The sequence below is a fragment of the Streptomyces sp. NPDC088246 genome, assembly GCF_044741025.1.
GTDB lineage: Bacteria > Actinomycetota > Actinomycetes > Streptomycetales > Streptomycetaceae > Streptomyces.
The window spans coordinates 162,225-180,708 of sequence record NZ_JBIURV010000013.1 but is presented as its reverse complement, the minus strand read 5'-3'; the positions used below and the strand labels follow the sequence as shown (position 1 = coordinate 180,708).

Sequence of the window (18,484 nt, the reverse complement as noted above, 5' to 3'; positions counted from 1 at the left end):
CCGGTTCCTAGCGGACCTGACCACGTTCGAAGTACGCAATCAGCTCCGGGTCGAGGGCCGGTACGTCGTACGGTGCACCGCCCTCGCGCAGGGAACGGGTCGCGAGCACACCGGCGGCGACGCTCATCCGGGCGGCGACCGGCGAGGTGTCGGTGACGCCCCCGTCGCGCACGAACCGGCAGAACTCCTCCATGATCCGGGTGTCCCCGCCGCCGTGCGAACCGCCGGCGTCCGGCACCCGGTAGGTGATGTCGGCGTCGCGGCGGTATCCGCTGGGGCCGGTGTTCCAGACCTTGACCTCGTCACCGGGGCTGTCACCGAAGTTCTCCAGACGGCCCTCGGTGCCGATGACGGTGTAGTTCCGCCAGTAGTCCGGAGTGAAGTGGCACTGCTGGTAGGCGGCCACGACGCCGTTGTCGAGCTGCATGTTCATCACCGAGACGTCCTCGACGTCCACGATGTGGTGCAGGTCCTTGCGGGCCGTCGGCGGCCAGTCGAACTCGCGCAGCCAGTTCGCCGGGCGCGGGGTGTCCGGCTCGCGGCGCGGCAGGTCGCCGTAGACGAGGAGGTCGCCGAGCGCGTTGACACGGCGGGTGTAGCCGCCGGCCAGCCAGTGCAGGACGTCGATGTCGTGGGCGGCCTTCTGGAGCAGCAGGCCGGTGGTACGGGTCCGGTCGGCGTGCCAGTCCTTGAAGTAGTAGTCACCGCCGTAGCCGACGAAGTGCCGCACCCACACGGCCTTGGGCTCGCCGATGTCACCGCGGGCGATGATGTCGCGCATCAGCCGTACGACACCCATGTGGCGCATGTTGTGTCCGACGTACAGCCGGGTCCCGGTCTCGTAAGCGGCACGCAGGACGTTGTCGCAGCTCTCGACGGTGATGCCGAGCGGCTTCTCGACGAAGACGGCCTTGCCGGCCCGGAGCGCATCGATGGCGATGGCCTCGTGGGTGTCGTCCGGCGTGGCGATGATGATCGCGTCGAGGTCGTCCCGGCCGAGGAGCAGCTTGTAGTCCTCGACCGCGACATCGGTGCCGAAGCGCTCGGCCTCACGCCGGCGCACCTCGGGGTCGAGGTCGCAGACGGCGGTGATCGCCGAACCCTGTCCGGGGTGGTGGGCGGACATGGCGATGGAACGGCGCAGGCCGAGCCCGATGACGCCGAGTCGCAGGTCTGACACGGTGGTCCCTTCTGTCTGTACTGGTGGTGCGGGCGTGTCCGTGCTGGTGGTGCGGACGGAGGCTAATTACCGGCAAGCGATGCCTCGTACTCGGCGCGCATCTTGTCGCCGCCGCCGGAGCGCCACTTGCGCAGCTCCTCCTTGTAGGCGGAGATCGGCTTGCGGCCCGCGACGATGTCCTTCTGGACGTCTCGCACGACCGTGGTGAGAGACGCATATGTGCGGGTGCATGTGCCGGAGAAATGACCGCCGGCCGGGTTCGTCTGGCTGATCCTGAGAAGTTCCTGCCGCCGGCCGCGGATCTCGCCATGCTTCTTCCCGGCGGAACGATCCGCGTCCTCGGGATCACGGGGCTGCGGCACAGGCGACCGCACGGCCGAGACCGGCGCATCCGCCATCGTCACAGGCACCTCCAGGGCTGATAGCAAGGGAGTGTCCCGCATCCACGGAGACGGCCCGCGCCACGGTGGATGTGGCCGGCGCTCCTTCACGGCGACAGGCACATAGTTCACGACCGCGCGCCTTGATGGCAAGACTTGTTCATTTCACAGAGGTAACGAACATTTGTTGACACAAAAACGTTTCTACGTGGACCCCATGAGCACCCCTCGACATTGCCTGAGACTCGAAAAGGGCACAGAAGCGGTAGGGAAGCGGCACGAAGAGACCGTCAGGAAGCCGTGCCTGCAAGCCCGGAGCCGGTCCCGCATGCTCAATCGTGCACGATCATGCGTTCAAGATCGCCTATAACGACATCCTCAAGCACGTCGCCCCTACGCCTTTCTGCGTGGCCGCACCCGGTTCCGGCCACGCAGAAACGGAAACGGCGGGTCGCCACCCCCGTGGTGGCGACCCGCCGTTCGGACGACTGGTTCAGACAGCGATGACGGTGACGCCGGCCTCCGTGAAGCGTGCGGTCGCCTCGGGCGTGATCCCCTTGTCGGTGACCAGGAAATCGACCTGCCCGAGATCGCAGACCCGCGCGAAGGCCCGCTTGCCGATCTTCGAGGAATCGGCAGCCACGACCACCCGTTGCGCCTGCTCGGCGAGCAGGCGGTTGATGCTGGCCTCGCCCTCGTGGTGTACGTATGCACCGCGCTCGGTGTCGATCGCATTGACGCCCAGCACGGCGACATCCAGCGTGATTTCACCCAGTACCCCGCTGGCCAGCGGGCCCGTCAGCTCGTACGACTGCGGCCTGGCCACTCCGCCGGTCACCACGATCTTGATCTGCGGCCGGATGACCAGCTCGTTGGCGATGTTGAGGGCGTTGGTGACAACGGTCAGGGTCGGCTGACCGCCCATCCCGGCCGCGGTGTCACCGACGACATCGGAGCGTACCGCCAGCGAACGGGCCACCTCGGTCAGTGTCGTACCGCCGGTCAGTCCCACCACTTCGCCGACCGCCACCAGTTCCGAGACGGCGCGGCCGATGGCCTGCTTCTCCGGGGCGTGACGGCCGGTCTTGTAGCGAAGAGCCAGTTCGTAACTGACACCGTGCGCGACCGCGCCACCGCGGGTACGCGTGAGCAACTGTTGCTCGGCGAGCTGGTCCAGGTCACGACGGATGGTCGCGGCCGAGACATCCAGCGTCGCGGCGGCGCCCTCGACCTCCACCCGGCCGTTCTTACCGACAAGTTCCAGCAGCGCGTTCCACCGGGCATCCCTGGACAAGAGAAATCTCCTTACGAGCCCGGGCTTCGGGCACCCATCCCCTTGGGTACGTGTCACCGGACACGCGCAAGCGTCGCACAAGGCTTCGTCCAGTCAAGCCTCCTGTCAGCAGGATGCTTGATAATGCTTATACATCACGTATAACGTGCACAAACGAGCATCCCAGCCACTACGAGTACGGAGTGCAAGAGTGTCATTTGTCGAGATCGAGACAGCCAGTCAGCCGGAGTGCTGGCGCCGCGCCGCTGAGCTGGCCCAGACGCAGGCGGCCGCTCTGCCCGCCACCGGTGAGCGCATCGCGGTCGTCGGCTGCGGCACCTCCTTCTACATGGCTCAGGCATACGCCGCGCTCCGTGAGGAGTCCGGGCAGGGCGAGTCCGATGCCTTCGCCGCCTCGGAGTTCCCCTTCGGCCGCAGCTACGACCGGGTCGTCGCCCTCACCCGCTCGGGGACCACGACCGAGGTGCTGGAACTACTCAACCGGCTCCGTGGTACCACCCGCACAGTGGCCATCACCGCCGACCCGGACACCCCGGTCATGACGTCCGCCGACGAGGTTGTGGTGCTCGACTTCGCCGATGAGCAGTCCGTCGTACAGACGCGGTTCGCCACCACCCTGCTCACACTGCTCCGCGCCCACCTCGGTCTGCACACCGACGCCGTGGTCCGCGATGCGGAGACCGCGCTGGCAGAGCCGCTGCCCGAAGGCCTGCTGGACTGCACCCAGTTCACCTTCCTCGGCCGTGGCTGGACGGCAGGTCTCGCCAACGAGGCCGCGCTCAAGATGAAGGAGGCGTCCCTGTCCTGGACGGAGGCGTACCCCGCGATGGAGTACCGCCACGGTCCCATCAGCATCGCCACCACCGGCACCGCGACCTGGATGTTCGGCACCGCCCCCGAGGGACTTGCCGAGCAGGTGCTCTCGACCGGCGCCCGCTGGGTGGAGAGCGGCCTGGACCCGCTGGCCGAGCTGGTACGCGTCCAGCGTCTGGCGATCGCCCGCGCCGCCGCCCGCGGTCTGGACCCGGACAGCCCGCGCCACCTGACGCGCTCGGTGGTGCTCGCGGGCGCCTGACCTACCGATGGACATCGTCGAGCGCACCTTCGACGGCCTGGGCGGGGCGCTCGCAGGGCTGCCCACGGAACCGTTCCTAACCAGTGTGCGTAAGTGAGTCCTGGACCCGCTGCTGCGTTCTGGGCGCATCCCGAACGGTGTTGGATGCGCTGGGTTGCCGCTTTCTCTTCCCGTTCGGCGGCACGTCTCTGGGGGCGTGGTCCGTTGCGGGTGGGCGGGTTCCCTCACGCCCCCGGGTGTCTGGTCCGGCCTGGGCGGTCCGATGCCCCGCACGATCGCTCCGGTCGTGTGGGGGCGGTGCCGTCCTTCCCCAAGCTCTCAACTCCGTTCGAGCAGGGGATACCCCATCCCGGACCGGGTGCCCGAGATCACGCGAAGCCAGACGGCCCTGATGCTCACCGACCGCACGCAGAACCTTCTCGTCCCGGGGCGTGAGGTGCTTCAGACCGCCCGGCATCCGCGCGGTCGGCAGGTCGGGGGTCGGGGCCATGCATGGCGGTCGCGAGGGGGCCGACGGTCGTTTCGGCCGCCGGCCCAGCCTCTCGAAAGTCGCCGCCGTGGTCAGGACTCTTCGAAGTAGACGTCCAGGACCGCGTCGATTTCTTCCGCCCACTGCTTGAGGTTGCTCCTGGCCGGTGCCTCGACCTCGGCGTTGAACCATCGACGAGTCGACATATGGACCGTAATGGTGAACCGGCGGCCGAACCGAGGAGTCTTCACCTCAACGGCACCGATCTCGTCCCAGTGGAACTCGGCCTCCTGGTCGTCCAGCCGGAACCGGACGCCGTCACGGTCGGCGGTGATCGACCCACGGCGGTCGCTCACCTCGAATACGGGGCCGTCCTCCGCCTCCTTGTCCTCAGCCGCCGCTTCGGCAGCGTCCTCCCCGTCGGCTGTCGCATCCTCGGATACGGCCTCCGCAACGGCATCGTCGGGGGCGACGGCGCCGGGCGCCCGCTCCTCTGTCCTTTCCTGGTCCATCTGTTCCTGGTCCGTCTGCTCCTGGTTCGTATCCGGCTTTCCGGCAATAACAGGGGCCGTGAGACCAGGGATGTACGCCGGGTCTGTCCCCGCGGCGTACCCGGGCTGAGTGTTCGGATCTATGCGCTGCTCCACGGCGGGCAGTATGGCCGACGAACCTGTACGAGACCAGTGACCGCCACGCTCTGCGCCTGTCTCCGTCGGCCGTGACCTCCGAATGCGCCGTCAGCCACGCCTTCCGCGCTGCGTCACTGTCTGCGCGCCGCCAGAAGTTCAGTCACCTGGTCCAGCGGGAGGGCCGGGACGTGGTGACCCGCCCGGCCGGTCATCGAGTGTGCGCCGGTGAGCACATTGAGCACCGCCTCCTCCACCGACTCGACCACCGCACCGTAGAAGGGATCCATCCGGCCCCATGGCACGAAGCGCATCGACTCGTACGGCGCGCTGCCGTCGTCCGCGGGAAACGTACTGGTCAGCGCGGACGGGTTGGCCGTGGAGAAGGCCAGGAAGAGATCCCCGGAGAAGTGGCTTCCAGTGGTGCCGGTGCGGGCGAGGCCCAGCGTCACTCGGCGGGCCAACGCCTTGCACTGCCCCGGCAGCAGGGGCGCGTCGGTCGCCACGGCAACGATCACCGAGCCCGCGCCGGGCGGCACCTGGGGCTCCCCACCGGGCACCGGTTCGGGGGCCGGCGTCTCGGCCGGATCGGACAGCTCACGTCCCATCGGCACACCGGCGACCATCAGTTCGCGCCGTGCGCCGAAGTTGGCCTGCACGAAGGCGCCGACGGTGTAGCGGTCCTCGCCGTACTGCACCACCCGCGATGCGGTCCCCGAGCCGCCCTTGAAGCCGTAGCAGCGCATGCCCGTTCCGCCGCCGACGCAGCCCTCCTCGACCGGGCCGGAGGCCGCCGCCTCGATCGCGTCCGCCGCATGACGGGACTCCACGGCCGAGCCATGGATGTCGTTGAGATGGCCGTCCCAGGTCTCGGTGACCACCGGCAGCAGCCACTCCGGTGCCATACCACGACGGTTGGCGCGCACCCACTCGACCACACCGCGGTGCACCGGGCCGACCGCGTACGTGTTCGTGATGACCACCGGCACAGCGAGCGAGCCGCTCTCCTCGATCCAGGCGGTTCCGGTCATCTCACCATTGCCGTTGAACGAGTGCCAGCCGGCCGCGCAGGGCGTACCCACACCGTCCCGCCCGCGCGGCAGGAGCGCCGTGACTCCGGTGCGTACGTCCTCGCCCTCGACCAGGGTGACGTACCCGACCTCGACACCGGGCACATCCGTGATCGCGTTCCACGGCCCCGGCTCACCTGTCAGAGGGATGCCCAACTCACGTGCACGCTTACGGTCTTCGCCCATGCGGTCTGCACTCATGCGGTCAGAGATTACGGGAACACCCGCACGTCGGACGAGGTGCGAACCGACGTTCCGTCATATCCGGTCTCCCCGCCGCTGATGTTCGAGACGACGCGTTCGGTACCGGCATGATTCTCCCGGGTCTCCTCACGCGTCACCCCGGACTGCGCGCCGTGCCCTGTAGCGCGGCGGTGACCGCATGCGGCGCCCCGCTACCCGGTGGGCGCTTTCGGCTCGCTCCCGACAGCGATGGCGGTCACCATGAGACCGTCCGCGACCAGCCAGCGGCCACTGAAAGCCGTAGGGGGCGCCGTTGACCCCGCGGCCAGGTCCGGCTCCGTGGCGGAGATCAGCAGCCCGGCGGTGAAGCCGCCGTTCGAGTGGAGCACGATGTCGGCCTGTTCGAAGCCGAGCCAGCGGTGGGTGAGCGGGAACCACGCCTTGTAGACGCTCTCCTTCGCGCTGAACAGCAGCCGGTCCCAGCAGATCTCGGGACACGCCCGACGCAGCTCGCGCTCGCGCCGCTGTTCCGTCGCGAGCGCGATCGTCTCGTGCACCCCGTCGGGCAGTGGTTCATGCGGTTCGGCGTCGATGCCGACGGTGAGCACATCCACCCGGCGGGCGACTGCAGCTGCTCGGTAGCCCGCGCAGTGGGTCATGCTTCCGACCACTCCTCCCGGCCATGTCGGCGCACCACGTTCGCCTTTCAGGATGGGAGCGGGTGCGAGACCGAGCTCGCCGAGCGCGCGCCGGGCGCACCAGCGCGCGGTGGTGAACTCCTTGCGCCGGCCCTCCACGGAATTACGGATCAGCTCTTCCTCGCCGGGAAAGAGAACCGCGTCGGGCGGGTCGGAAAGCGCCTCGGCAACGGCCACCTGGGACGGCAGAATCTTCTCGATCATGTTCCCCCTCGTACCGGCTGGTTGATCCATCCTCTGCATCGTCTCCGAAGCCTGCCCGAAGACTGAAGAATTTTCAGTTCGTGGCGAACCGGACCGGTGTTGCAACTGTCACATCAGGACTGAGGGATCGGGTTTCGTCCCGGCGAGGCTCGGCCAACGGGTCTGCGTGGCACACAGGGATACGAGGACGGCCGAGACGGCGACAACGCCCATGCCCCACACCAGGCTGCCGGCGCTCGCTATGAAGCCGATCACCGCGGGTCCGGCCAGCAAACCCGTTGTTCCCATGGCAGCCACCATGGCCAATGCGTCCGCGCCCTGTCCTGCGGCGGCCACATGGATGCACGGTGTCACGGCTGCGACGCCCAGCCCGACGCAGGCGAACCCGGTCAACGTCGGTACCACGCCACCGACCAGCAGGGCCAACGCCGGCCCCGCACCGGCCACAGTGCTGCCGACTCGGATGCGTCCGTCGTCCCAGCGGCTGCGCCAGCCGTCGGCTTCGTCCTGCTGACCGGCGCTCCGGGCCATGCCCGGGACTCTGCGCTCGAACCGCTCGACGTGTGGGAACCCGCGGTGACCGTACGCAGGATCGCCGGCCCGGACCACCGGGCGGCGGCCGGCAAGGGGCCAGTGTACGTCGATGTCGAGGGAATGTTCCTGTCGTCCTACGGCGTCGGCCCCCAGGGAGCCGTACTGGTCGGGCTCGACGGTTTCATCGGCCGGCGGCCGTCCGACGAGTGCGCCCTTGCGCGCGAGCGGCTCAGTGCGGCAGCACTCGTCCTCATCGTTCACGGGCCCGCCGACGCCCCTGGCCGACCTGGGGAGAACAGGCCCTCCGCGACCGGCCGGCCCCTCAGGTGCGGGAGCACAGTCCCTTCATCGCGATGCTCAGCAGCCGCTCGGTCTGCTCCGCGGGCGCGGGAGACTGTTCGGTCGCCCAGGCGATGGCGTTGACGAGCTTGAGTGCGGACGTGATGTCGCACTCCGCGGCGATCTCTCCGGACTCCTGCGCCCTGACGAACAGTCCGCGGCCGGCCTCGGTGATCCGCGTGTGCCGCGCGGCGCTCAAGGAGGGTCCGTCGTCGATTTCCATGGCCAGTTGCTCCGCGGCGAGACCGCGGTACGTACGGGAGTGTTCGATGACCGCGCGGAGCCACTCCTCCAGCGCTGCGCCGGGCGAGGCACTGTCGAGCAGCGCCGTCGCCTGCTCGCACAGCGCATCCACCCGGTCCCGGAAGACCGCGTCCAGCAGCGCCTCTCTGGTCGGAAAGTGCCGGTAGAGCGTCGCCGACCCCACCCCCGCACGCTTGGCGATGTCGTCGAACGGGGCATCCGCGCCGTTCTCGGCGAAAGCCTCCCCCGCGGCTTCGAGCAGGCGGAGGTAATTTCTGCGCGCATCGGCCCGCAGAGGCTTGGCCCCTCCCGTGGCGGCCGTGCGTCCCATGGGCTCCACGATGGGCTCTCCTTGATAAGCGGACCATGTCCCCGTATCGTACGCGCCATAAACGGGGACACTCCCCGTTTCGTTCGTCGGGCACGCTACGCGCTGCCCGCGCACGAACGCGGCTCTCGCTGAGGGGTTGGCGTACGACATGTCCACATCCGAAAAGACCCCGGTCGACACAGGTCGGACACGATCCGGAGCCCTGCCCGGCCAAGGGCTCGGAATCACCTTGGCCGTAATCGTCACCTGCCAGCTCATGGTCGCCATCGACGGCACCGTGATGAACGTGGCCCTGCCATCGCTGCGGGAGAGCCTGAACTTCTCGGCGACGAGTCTCTCGTGGGTTCCGACCGCCTACACCCTGGCCTTCGGCGGATTACTACTGCTCGGCGGCCGGGCGGGCGACGCTCTCGGCCGTCGGCGGGTCTTCGTCACCGGCGTCCTGGTCTTCACCCTGGCCTCGCTGCTGGGTGGTCTCGCGCCCACGGCGGACTGGCTCATCGCGGCCCGTGTCCTGCAGGGCGCCGGCGCGGCCCTGTGCGCCCCCAGCACGCTCGCCCTCCTCACCACAAACTTCTCCGAAGGTACTCAGCGCAATCACGCACTCGGCGTGTTCTCCACGGTCGCGGGGCTCGGGCTGGCCATCGGTCTCATCCTCGGCGGTGTGCTGACCGAATGGGCCTCATGGCGCTGGGCCCTCCTCATCAACGTGCCCTTCGGCATCGCCATCGCCGCGCTGGCCCCCAAGTACGTCAAGGAGCCGCCCCGGCAGCCCGGCCGGTTCGATATGAGCGGCACCCTGCTGTCGGCTGCCGGAATGGGTCTCCTCGTCTACGGCCTGATCCGCGTCGCCGAAGTCGGCTGGGGCAACACGCTCGCCGTGTCCCTCGCCGCCGCCGGGGTCTTTCTGCTCACGGCATTCGTACTCGTCGAGCGCGGTGCCCAGCAGCCGATCATGCCGCTGCGCCTGTTCGCCGACCGGACCCGGGCCGGCGCCTACCTCAATATGCTGCTCCTCGTCGCGACGATGACCAGTATGTTCTTCTTCCTGGTCCAATTCATGGGGGACATACTGGAGTTCAGCGCCATGGCCTGCGGGGTCGCCTTCCTGCCGATGGCGGGCGCCCTGTTCATCTCGGGCCGGACCGCGCCCAAGCTGCTGCCGAAATTCGGCGCCAAGAAGGTCATGACCGGTGGCGCGGTCGCCATCGTCGCCGGCATCGCCTGGCTGGCCACCATTTCCGCAGACACCTCGTACGCCGCCGGAGTCCTGGGCCCGCTCATCCTGTTCGGCACCGGTATCGGCTTCAGCTTCATGCCCCTGAACCTGACCATCCTCGGCAGCGCGTCCCCGCGTGACGTGGGCGCCGCATCGGGGCTGCTCCAGGCGGTGCAACAGGTGGGCGGCTCGGTGGGCCTGGCGGTGCTCGTGACCGTCTTCGGTTCGGTGAGCCGCGACTCCGCCGAGAAACCGCGGGCCGTCGGCCAGAGCCTGCAGGCCCACGCCCGCATCGCCGAGGCCGACGGCATGTCCAGCGCGTTCGGCGCCGGAACGGCTTTCGCCCTGCTGGCCCTGCTCGTCGCAGTGTTCGCAATCCGCATCCCCGAGCCGAAGGCCGACGCCTGACGGCGAGGCAGGCCCCGACCCCGGGGGCCCCGTACGCGTCCGCGGGCGGGCGCCCGCAGCAGGCCGGTAGGGTCGACTTCGGCCGCAGTGGCGGGCCAATCGGCGCGCGACAGTCGGCGATCGCGCAGCAGCGCCGTGAAGAAGCCGACCCTGCCGGCCTGCTGCGGGCACGACGCTCGTTCCACGACGACAGAAATCGTTGTACGTGACAGACACCTCGACGTCGATCCACTCCGGGAAGGCAACCCCGGCGCGGCCGCGCCCCTCCGCGCCTCCGGGGGCCCGCGCCCTCAGGCGCACAGCCGCGGGATCCCGCCCCAACACCCGGGGTGCCGCAGCTGTTCACACCGATGAGGTGGCCGACCCGGCTCAAGCGGAGGCGATATCCATGCACTACGACGCGTCCTCCGCCGGATTCAACACCGCAGCGACATCATCGACGGCTGTCTCACCGGGACCAGACTCAAGCTGACGACACCACGGCTACAAGCTCAGTAGCCGCTTGGCCCAGGACGGACGGGCTGTCGTATCCGCGCTCGAGCGCAGAGTCGCACGACAGGGGCGCCGCCGGCACCGCCGCCCTCGTCGGGGCTGCGGTCTTCGTAGCAGCCCTGCTGGTAGTGGACGCCACCCTCGATGGCCTCGAAGCTCGACTGTCCCGCATCAGCATTCCTTGACCGCTGTCACCGAAAGTTGATCACCACTGGCGCGACCTCGGCCGGGGGCGAGCCATACCCCATTCGCCTCGTAGTGGTTGCTGTAGCGCGGATGTGGGGGTGGGCTGTCAGAGGACGCCGAGCGATAGTCGCAGGCGCCGAGGAGGCGTATCCCCGCCGAACGAGCGGGGCCGACCCTCCGTCAACGTACACGAGACTTGGAGATTCCCATGTCATACCGCCAGGGACAGCGCGTCGAGTACCGGGACCAGCAGAACCAGAAGCAGCAGGGCGAGATCCGGCAGACCGAGGGCAGCGGGGCGCAGACTCGCTACGCCGTCCAGAACGAGAAGACCATGCGAGAAGAGAAGATCAGCGAAAACCAGATCGAGCGGGAGCTGTAGTAACGGCCCTCTGGATGCGGCCGCCGTTGCAAGGTGCAACGGCGGCTGCTCGCTCTCGGTCAGCAACGGAGTCCCCGATTCCCGCTGACCGCGGCCGAACTACGGTGACAACGGGGGGTGTCTGCTGTCACCGGGGTGGGCCAGGAAGGCGCGACGGTACTCATGCAGGTCCTACGAACGCAAGCGCGCCCAAGGCAAACGGCACACCCAGGCTGTGCTCGCGCTGGCCCGGCGACGGGTCAACGTCCTGTGGGCCCTGATCCGTGACGGACGGTGCTACCAAAGCGAACTCCCGGTCACAGCAGCGGCTTGACGACATCATTAGGAGGTGAGGTTGCGCAGCCGGTCCAGGACGGCTTGCCGCTCCTCGGTGTCGTCGCTCCAGCCCTGTGCCCAGTCAAGCGCCGAGCCGCCCTCCGACTCCCGAAGGTGCGGGTCGGCTCCATGACGTAGCAGCAGCTCGACGAGGGACAGGTTCGCTTTGGTAGCGGCTGCGGCGAGTGGCAGTCCGCTGCGCCATCCCCGGGATTCGGCGTTGGGCAAGGCCCCGGCCGCCAGGAGCAGCTCGGCACAGCGGTTTTCGCCTTGGACGGCGGCGAGGTAGAGCGGTGTGGCTCCGTCAGGGTCGCGGGTGTCGGGATCGGCCCCTTGGGCGAGGAGTCGCTGGAGAAGTTCGACGTGTCCGTCACCGGCAGCCGCGGCAAGCCGCTTCGGCAGCTTCTTACGCTTTCTGTTGTTCACGTGTTTCCACGGGCGCGCGGCCTACCGCCTGGAGCTGCGGAAGGTGCAGTGGTGCGCCCGGTACCCCTTTCCGTACTTCTTACTGATCTGGGCTTGTACATCTCGCTGGGCGGTCTTTTCGGCCTCCGACTTGCTCTTTCCCTTTCCGGTGCCCTTGAGCTGCTTCTTTCCGTGGTCGCCGCTTCCGATCTTCTCGACACCACAGACGGCGGTGGAGTACCACGTCTTGGGCTTGGCCATGGTGGCATCGGAGGCTTCGGCGGTTCCGGTGAGGGCGAGCAGGGCGCATGCCGCTGCTGCGGTCCAGCAGGCGACGGGCTTCTTCACGGTGCCTCACTTTCGGTTGGTGGGGTGGGCGTGGTGGCGCCCAGCGGACACGATGGCATGCGCTGAGGATGGGATTGTGTGGCCGTTCAAGGCTGGAGTTGACGTGCGGAACGGTTCTTCGCCCGTTGTTACGGGGGTGGGCGGCTTTTACGGGGCGTGGTGGTTTCACACGTTCGCATGAGGTAGACCGAAGGGGCGTTCGCATTACCTCGGGCTGAAGGCCCGCGGCAGAGGCCGCGGCTGTCTTTGCCTGGCTGGTGGGACTGCCGTGACAGTGGCGTGGGACCGCATAGAGACGTGGTTGCAGGCGCACGCCCCCACGTCGCGCGCGACGCTCCGACCGCCCGCGACCTGCGAGCAGTTGGACAGTGCCGAGCAGGTCGTCGGCTGCCCCCTGCCAGACGAGCTGAAAGCGCTGTGGCCGCTGCACGACGGACCTACGAGATGCCCGGACACCTGACGATATTTCAGGCCACGGTCGGGGGCCAAGAGATGCCGGCCTCTCCTCCGCCTACCAGGCTGCGATGGCTGTGGGACAGGGGGCGGAGAGCAAGCTGTGCCCGAGGCCGCCGGCCCCAGCCGACTTCGTCCAGCACCGAATTACGTGGAGATAACGGCACCCGGACAGCCGCGTGACGGGCATGCCGGAGCTGCGCACGCGTCTCAGTGCGGTTGCGATCGCCCTTGGCGCCCCGTATCGGAGCGTCACGGCCGACTGGCCTATGTCCTCCTCGAGTTGGTACACACGGCTGCGTGTGCCTCTGATGCCCGTGACCGTCACGCTGCTGCTCGGACGACAGGTCAACTGTTGGAGCGGCTGCGGGATGATGCGTACGGGGACGGGGGCGGTTCCGGCCTCCAGCCCGGAGACGATGACGAGGAAGAAGTCGTCGCTCTCCGCTGCTCGCCGGAACTCCGCCGGTGTCAACAGCACCGTGTCCGGCTCAGCGTCCTTGTATGCCTTGAGTTCGTAGAACCGCGACAGTGCGTCCATCGCGTCGGCGCCGAGGCCGCGCTGGGCCCGCAGGTCGCGCAGCCAGTCGTCGTCGGTGGCGAGTGCCTTGCGCACCACCTCCAGAGCCACTTTCTCCTGCTCCGTGCCCGTGTAGGGGCGTGGTGGCGTGTGCTGTAAGGGGATCGCCGATCCGGCTCGGGGCTGCGGCAGGCCGGACGACCCCGTCCCTCGCCTCACAGTCGACGATCAGGCCACGGGCCTCGCTGGTCTCTTGAGGAATGACTGACCACGCCAGTGCCCCCGCGCGCTGTTGCTTTTCTTTAACCAGGCGCCACCATCAGCCCAAGCGGCATAGGCCCTGACCAGCCACTTCGATTACCTGACAGAACATCAGGACGAGCGTCAAATGAGCGTCAAGATGCCTCGGAGAGCGTCATTTCAGCGTCAAGATATCGCCCGTAACGCCCACAGCGCACATAACGCACATAACGCACATAACGCACATCACCTGAACCTGCAGGTCAGGCGCCCTTCTCAGCAGGCTCAAGAATCGCCACGCACTCCACATGGTGCGTCATGGGAAACAGATCGAACGCCCGCAGCGTCCGCACCCGGTAGCCGCCGTCGCGGAAGTACGCCAGGTCGCGGGCGAGGGCCGCCGGGTCGCAGGCGACGTAGGCGATGCGGCGGGCGCCGAGGCCGGTCAGGTGCTTGACCGTCTGCTTGCCGGCGCCTGCGCGCGGGGGGTCGAGAACGATCAGGTCGGTCTCGGTGATGCCGGTGCGCGGCAGGACCTGGTCGACCTTGCCGTGCTCGATGCGGACCCGTTCCAGGTCCTTCAGGTTGTGCCGGGCGTCCTCCACGGCGCGCTTGCCGGACTCGATGCCGAGGACGGCGCCCTTCTCGCCGATGCGCTGGCCGATGGCGCCCGCGAACAGGCCGACGCCGCAGTAGAGGTCGAGGGCGGTGTCGCCCTTGCGGGGCAGCAGGCCCTGCATGACGGCGCGGACGAGGGTGTTGGCGGCTTGCGGGTGGACCTGCCAGAAGCCGCCCGAGCCGACCCGGTAGGTGCGGTCGTCGGCGCGCTCGCGGACGAAGGCGCGGCCGTGCACGCGGTGGACGCCGCCGTCGCGCTCGTCGACTCGCATCACCGAGACGGGCTTGTCGAGCTCGACGAGGGGCAGTCGGCCGCCGGGCCTCGGGGTGAGGATCACCTGGCGGTCGTGGGAGCCGGTGGCCGCGATGGCTTCCACCGAGGCCATACCGGGCCATTCCCGCTTCTCGATGCCGAGCTCGGTGACGCCGGGGGCCGCGATCAGGCAGCGCTCGATCGGCTCCACGTCGTGCGAGCGGTGCTTGCGCAGGCCGACCCGGCCGTCCTCGTCGATGGCGTACTGGACCCGGGTGCGCCAGGCCGGTACCTCGCCCGCCGGAAGCTTGTCGCCCTCGGCCGGCATGACGGTGCCGTCCCAGCCCGCCTCCTCGGGGGTGAGGCCCGCGAGGCGCTGAAGCTGTTCGGCGATCACTTCGCCCTTGAGCCTGCGCTGGGCGCCGGGCTTGGCGTGCTGCCAGTCGCAGCCGCCGCACTTGCCGGGACCGGCGTACGGGCAGGGCGCCTCGACGCGGTCCTTGGACGCCTCGAGGATCCGTACCGCGTCGGCGCGCAGGAAGCGGGAGTCGCTCTCGCCCTCGGTGACCCTGGCGATGACCTTCTCGCCGGGAAGCGTGTGCCGTACGAAGAGGACCTGGCCCTCCGAGGTACGGGCGATGCAGTGGCCGCCGTGTGCGACGGGCCCGACCTCGACCTCGTACTCCTCCCCGACCAGCGACGACGTGGGTTCGTTCTGCATGAGGGGGTGGCTCCAGAGATCAAGGAAAAAACGGCCGGACAACAACCCACGAGTCTACGTGGGTGTCGTCCGGCCGTTTACCACGAGCGGGCGGGCGCGGTCAGCCCTTGTTGGCGGGTTCCTTGGGCCTGCGCTCCACGGGTCCGCGGCGCACCGAGCCCGGTGCGTTCCACTCGGCACGCTTCCTGGCGCGCTTCTTCGCCGCCTCGGAGGACTCCAGCTGGTACGGCACGGAGGTCACCATCACGCCCGGGGTGAACAGCAGCCGCCCCTTGAGGCGCAGGGCGCTCTGGTTGTGGAGGATGTGCTCGTACCAGTGGCCGACCACGTACTCCGGGATGTACACGCTCACGACGTCGCGCGGGCTGTCCCGGCGCAGGCCCTTCACGTAGTCGATGACCGGGCGGGTGACTTCGCGGTACGGGGAGTCGAGGATCTTCAGCGGGATGTCGATGCCGCGCCGCTCCCAGTCCTCCTTGAGCGCCTTGGTCTCGGCCGGGTCGACGCTGATGGAGAGCGCCTCCAGACGGTCGGAGCGGATGAGCTTGGCGTAGGCGAGGGCGCGCAGCGTGGGCCGGTGGAGCTTGGAGACCAGGACGATCGAGTGGACCCTGGAGGGCCGCATCGTCTCGTCGGCCGGGGTCTCCTCCGCGGCGATCTCCTCGGCGACCCGGTCGTAGTGCTTCCGGATCGCGGTCATCGTCGCGAAGAAGATGCACATGCCGAGCAGGGCGACCCAGGCACCGTGGGTGAACTTGGTGACCAGGACGACCACGAGGACGAGGCCGGTCAGGAAGGCGCCGAAGGCGTTGATCGCACGGGAGCGGATCATGTGGCGGCGCTTGTCGGCGTCCTTCTCGGTGCGCAGGTGCCGGTTCCAGTGGCGGACCATGCCGGTCTGGCTGAGCGTGAAGGACACGAACACGCCGACGATGTAGAGCTGGATCAGCCGGGTCGAGTCGGCGCCGTAGACGACGACGAGCAGGGCGGCCGCGCCGGCGAGCAGCACGATGCCGTTGGAGAAGGCGAGGCGATCGCCGCGGGTGTGCAGCTGGCGCGGCAGGTAGCGGTCCTGGGCGAGGATCGAGCCGAGCACCGGGAAGCCGTTGTACGCCGTGTTCGCCGCGAGGAACAGCACCAGGGCGGTGGCAGCGGCGAGCACGATGAACAGGAAGCTGCCGTTGCCGAAGACGGCCTCGGCGACCTGCGTGATCACCGGGTCCTGCACATAGCCGGGGCCGACCGGCACACCGCCTTTCAGCAGGTCCTGCGCCGGGTTCTCGGCCATCCGGACGTCGGTGACCAGGGCGAGGGCGATGATGCCGACGAGCATGGTGATGGCGAGCACGCCCATCATCGAGAGCGTCGTCGCCGCGTTCTTGGACTTGGGCTTGCGGAAGGCCGGGACGCCGTTGGAGACCGCCTCGACGCCGGTGAGCGCGGCACAGCCGGAGGAGAAGGCGCGCAGCAGCAGGAAGACGAGAGCGAAGCCCGCGAGGCCCTCCTGCTCCGCCTTGATGTGGAAGTCGGCGGTGGGCGCGCGCATGGTGTCGCCGAGCACGAGAGTGCGGAAGGCACCCCACGCGATCATGATGAAGACGCCCACGACGAACACGTACGTCGGAATCGCGAAGAGCGACCCGGACTCCTTGACGCCGCGCAGGTTCATCAGCGTCAGCAGGAGGATCACCGCGACGGCGCACAGCACCTTGTGCTCGACCACGAACGGGATCGCCGAGCCCAGGTTCTCGATGCCGGAGCTGATGGAGACGGCGACGGTGAGGACGTAGTCCACGAGCAGCGCGCTGGCGACCGTCAGGCCGGCCTTGGGGCCGAGGTTGGTGGTGGCGACCTCGTAGTCGCCGCCGCCGCTGGGGTACGCGTGCACGTTCTGCCGGTACGACGCCACCACGGTGAACATCACCACCACGACCGCCAGGGCGATCCACGGGCTGAAGTGGTACGCCGACACGCCCGCGACAGACAGGACGAGCAGAACCTCGCCAGGCGCGTAGGCAACGGAGGACAAGGCGTCGGAGGCGAAGACGGGGAGGGCGATGCGCTTCGGCAGGAGTGTTTCTCCGAGCCGGTCACTGCGCAGTGCGCGCCCGATCAGGATCCGTTTGGGCACGTCGGTCAGTTTGGACACGCAGAGGATCGTAAGCGTTCCGTATGGAAGCCGCGGACCCACCACCCCCGTGGCCCCGCAATCTCCTGCGCTCGGACGAAAAAGCCACGAAATCCTTAACGAAATCCTTGCACTAAGCGTCCGCGAAAAGTGCGCTGTAACCATTCAATGCGGGCTGACCGCCGAGATGTGCGTAAAGGACGGTGGAATCGCGGGCGATCTCGCCGCGGGCCACGAGATCGGCCATTCCCGCCATCGACTTCCCCTCGTACACGGGGTCGGTGACCATGCCCTCGGTACGGGCGGCCAGCCGCATGGCGTCGAGGGTCGTGTCGTCGGGGATGCCGTAGGTGCCCGCGTGGTAGCGCTCGTCGAGCTCGATGTCTTCCACGGTGAGTTCCCGGCGCACCCCGATGAGCCGTGCGGTGCCGGCCGCGATCCGGGCGATCTGCTCGTGGGTACGGGCGGGCTCGGCGGAGGCGTCGATGCCCAGTACGCGTCGTGGGCGGGCGCCCGCCTCCTCCAGCGCGGCGAAGCCTGCGACCATGCCGGCCTGGGTGGAGCCGGTCACCGAGCAGACGACCACGGTGTCGAAGAACACGCCGAGCGCGCGTTCCTGCTCGGCCACCTCGTACGCCCAGTTCGCGAAGCCGAGCCCGCCCAGCGGGTGGTCGGACGCGCCCGCGGGGATCGCGTACGGCCTGCCGCCGCCCTCCTCCACCTCGCGCAGCGCCTGCTCCCAGCTCTCCTTGACCCCGATACCGAACCCGGCGCGCACCAGACGGACGTCGGCGCCCGCCAGGCGGCTGATCAGGATGTTGCCGACCTTGTCGTAGACGGCGTCGGGCCACTCGACCCAGCTCTCCTGGATGAGTACGCACTTGAGACCGGCGCGGGCGGCGACCGCCGCGACCTGGCGGGTGTGGTTGGACTGGACGCCGCCGATGGAGACGAGCGTGTCGCAGCCCTTCGCGAGGGCGTCGGCGACGAGGTATTCGAGCTTGCGGGTCTTGTTGCCGCCGTAGGCGATGCCGGAGTTGCAGTCCTCCCGCTTGGCCCAGACCTCGGCGCCGCCGAGGTGCTCGGTGAGCCGGTCGAGCCGGTGCACGGGCGAGGGGCCGAAGAGGAGGGGGTAGCGGTCGTACGAAGAGATCGAGATCGACACTGGGG

At 68.6% G+C, this 18,484-nt stretch carries 16 protein-coding genes and 2 pseudogenes; 4 read left to right on the top strand and 14 right to left on the bottom strand.

The window, feature by feature from the left end; genetic code table 11:
* Positions 1-7: 7 nt before the first annotated feature.
* The 3 genes from ACIPEK_RS20000 to ACIPEK_RS19990 form a co-directional block, all read right to left on the bottom strand.
* The gene (locus ACIPEK_RS20000; protein ID WP_401997679.1) at positions 8-1,180 is read right to left on the bottom strand and encodes a Gfo/Idh/MocA family protein; all 1,173 of its coding nucleotides are present in this window, start codon (positions 1,178-1,180) and stop codon (positions 8-10) included.
* A 62-nt stretch (positions 1,181-1,242) separates the two neighbouring features.
* On the bottom strand, positions 1,243-1,578 hold the full coding sequence (locus ACIPEK_RS19995) for a hypothetical protein (RefSeq protein ID WP_401997676.1): 336 nt from the start codon (positions 1,576-1,578) through the stop codon (positions 1,243-1,245).
* Positions 1,579-2,053: 475 nt separating this feature from the next.
* A complete protein-coding gene (locus ACIPEK_RS19990) occupies positions 2,054-2,854 on the bottom strand; it encodes a DeoR/GlpR family DNA-binding transcription regulator (RefSeq protein WP_114247175.1) in 801 nt (266 codons plus the stop codon).
* Between the two features lie 190 nt (positions 2,855-3,044).
* Between ACIPEK_RS19990 and ACIPEK_RS19985 the strand changes: the two genes are divergently transcribed.
* Entirely contained in the window at positions 3,045-3,929 is an 885-nt protein-coding gene (locus ACIPEK_RS19985; protein WP_401997673.1) for an SIS domain-containing protein, read from the top strand.
* A 561-nt stretch (positions 3,930-4,490) separates the two neighbouring features.
* Here the strand turns inward: ACIPEK_RS19985 and ACIPEK_RS19980 are convergent.
* The 5 genes and pseudogenes from ACIPEK_RS19980 to ACIPEK_RS19960 form a co-directional block, all read right to left on the bottom strand.
* Positions 4,491-5,045, bottom strand: a complete 555-nt coding sequence (locus ACIPEK_RS19980) for a hypothetical protein (RefSeq protein ID WP_401997670.1) — start codon at positions 5,043-5,045, stop codon at positions 4,491-4,493.
* 113 nt (positions 5,046-5,158) lie between these two features.
* A complete protein-coding gene (locus ACIPEK_RS19975; protein ID WP_401997817.1) occupies positions 5,159-6,280 on the bottom strand; it encodes a P1 family peptidase in 1,122 nt (373 codons plus the stop codon).
* Positions 6,281-6,489: 209 nt separating this feature from the next.
* Positions 6,490-7,179: a 4'-phosphopantetheinyl transferase gene (locus ACIPEK_RS19970; protein WP_401997667.1), complete on the bottom strand. Its 690-nt coding sequence runs from the start codon at positions 7,177-7,179 to the stop codon at positions 6,490-6,492.
* Positions 7,180-7,287: 108 nt separating this feature from the next.
* A pseudogene (locus ACIPEK_RS19965) lies at positions 7,288-7,680 on the bottom strand (MFS transporter); the annotation flags it as partial.
* A 355-nt stretch (positions 7,681-8,035) separates the two neighbouring features.
* Positions 8,036-8,626 (bottom strand): TetR/AcrR family transcriptional regulator, encoded by a 591-nt coding sequence (locus ACIPEK_RS19960; RefSeq protein ID WP_401997664.1) that lies wholly within the window; start codon positions 8,624-8,626, stop codon positions 8,036-8,038.
* Positions 8,627-8,774: 148 nt separating this feature from the next.
* Here ACIPEK_RS19960 and ACIPEK_RS19955 point away from each other — a divergent pair, with 148 nt between their 5' ends.
* The 3 genes and pseudogenes from ACIPEK_RS19955 to ACIPEK_RS19945 form a co-directional block, all read left to right on the top strand.
* Complete coding sequence (locus ACIPEK_RS19955; RefSeq protein WP_401997661.1) at positions 8,775-10,253, top strand: MFS transporter; 1,479 nt, start codon at positions 8,775-8,777, stop codon at positions 10,251-10,253.
* 886 nt (positions 10,254-11,139) lie between these two features.
* On the top strand, positions 11,140-11,313 hold the full coding sequence (locus ACIPEK_RS19950; RefSeq protein ID WP_383079881.1) for a hypothetical protein: 174 nt from the start codon (positions 11,140-11,142) through the stop codon (positions 11,311-11,313).
* A gap of 172 nt (positions 11,314-11,485) precedes the next feature.
* Positions 11,486-11,626 (top strand): annotated as a pseudogene (locus ACIPEK_RS19945) (IS110 family transposase); the annotation flags it as partial.
* Positions 11,627-11,634: 8 nt separating this feature from the next.
* Here the strand turns inward: ACIPEK_RS19945 and ACIPEK_RS19940 are convergent.
* From ACIPEK_RS19940 to ACIPEK_RS19915, 6 genes are all read right to left on the bottom strand, one after another.
* Positions 11,635-12,054, bottom strand: a complete 420-nt coding sequence (locus ACIPEK_RS19940; RefSeq protein WP_401997658.1) for an ankyrin repeat domain-containing protein — start codon at positions 12,052-12,054, stop codon at positions 11,635-11,637.
* A 21-nt stretch (positions 12,055-12,075) separates the two neighbouring features.
* Positions 12,076-12,381 (bottom strand): hypothetical protein, encoded by a 306-nt coding sequence (locus tag ACIPEK_RS19935; protein ID WP_383079884.1) that lies wholly within the window; start codon positions 12,379-12,381, stop codon positions 12,076-12,078.
* Positions 12,382-12,892: 511 nt separating this feature from the next.
* Positions 12,893-13,465: a hypothetical protein gene (locus ACIPEK_RS19930; protein ID WP_401997655.1), complete on the bottom strand. Its 573-nt coding sequence runs from the start codon at positions 13,463-13,465 to the stop codon at positions 12,893-12,895.
* A 392-nt stretch (positions 13,466-13,857) separates the two neighbouring features.
* Complete coding sequence (locus ACIPEK_RS19925) at positions 13,858-15,186, bottom strand: class I SAM-dependent RNA methyltransferase (RefSeq protein ID WP_401997652.1); 1,329 nt, start codon at positions 15,184-15,186, stop codon at positions 13,858-13,860.
* A gap of 100 nt (positions 15,187-15,286) precedes the next feature.
* Entirely contained in the window at positions 15,287-17,335 is a 2,049-nt protein-coding gene (locus ACIPEK_RS19920) for an APC family permease (RefSeq protein ID WP_401997649.1), read from the bottom strand.
* A gap of 112 nt (positions 17,336-17,447) precedes the next feature.
* Positions 17,448-18,473 carry a 1-aminocyclopropane-1-carboxylate deaminase gene (locus ACIPEK_RS19915; RefSeq protein ID WP_401997814.1) on the bottom strand — a complete coding sequence of 342 codons (1,026 nt, stop codon included), beginning with the start codon at positions 18,471-18,473 and terminating at the stop codon, positions 17,448-17,450.
* Positions 18,474-18,484 lie beyond the last annotated feature (11 nt).

Excerpts from the sequence above, each read along its gene's own strand:
- ACIPEK_RS19925 (WP_401997652.1), bottom strand. The coding sequence starts at position 15,186 with ATGCAGAACGAACCCACGTCGTCGCTGGTCGGGGAGGAGTACGAGGTC.
- ACIPEK_RS19950 (WP_383079881.1), top strand. The coding sequence starts at position 11,140 with ATGTCATACCGCCAGGGACAGCGCGTCGAGTACCGGGACCAGCAGAAC.
- ACIPEK_RS19955 (WP_401997661.1), top strand. The coding sequence starts at position 8,775 with ATGTCCACATCCGAAAAGACCCCGGTCGACACAGGTCGGACACGATCC.
- ACIPEK_RS19960 (WP_401997664.1), bottom strand. The coding sequence starts at position 8,626 with ATGGGACGCACGGCCGCCACGGGAGGGGCCAAGCCTCTGCGGGCCGAT.
- ACIPEK_RS19975 (WP_401997817.1), bottom strand. The coding sequence starts at position 6,280 with ATGGGCGAAGACCGTAAGCGTGCACGTGAGTTGGGCATCCCTCTGACA.
- ACIPEK_RS19970 (WP_401997667.1), bottom strand. The coding sequence starts at position 7,179 with ATGATCGAGAAGATTCTGCCGTCCCAGGTGGCCGTTGCCGAGGCGCTT.
- ACIPEK_RS19995 (WP_401997676.1), bottom strand. The coding sequence starts at position 1,578 with ATGGCGGATGCGCCGGTCTCGGCCGTGCGGTCGCCTGTGCCGCAGCCC.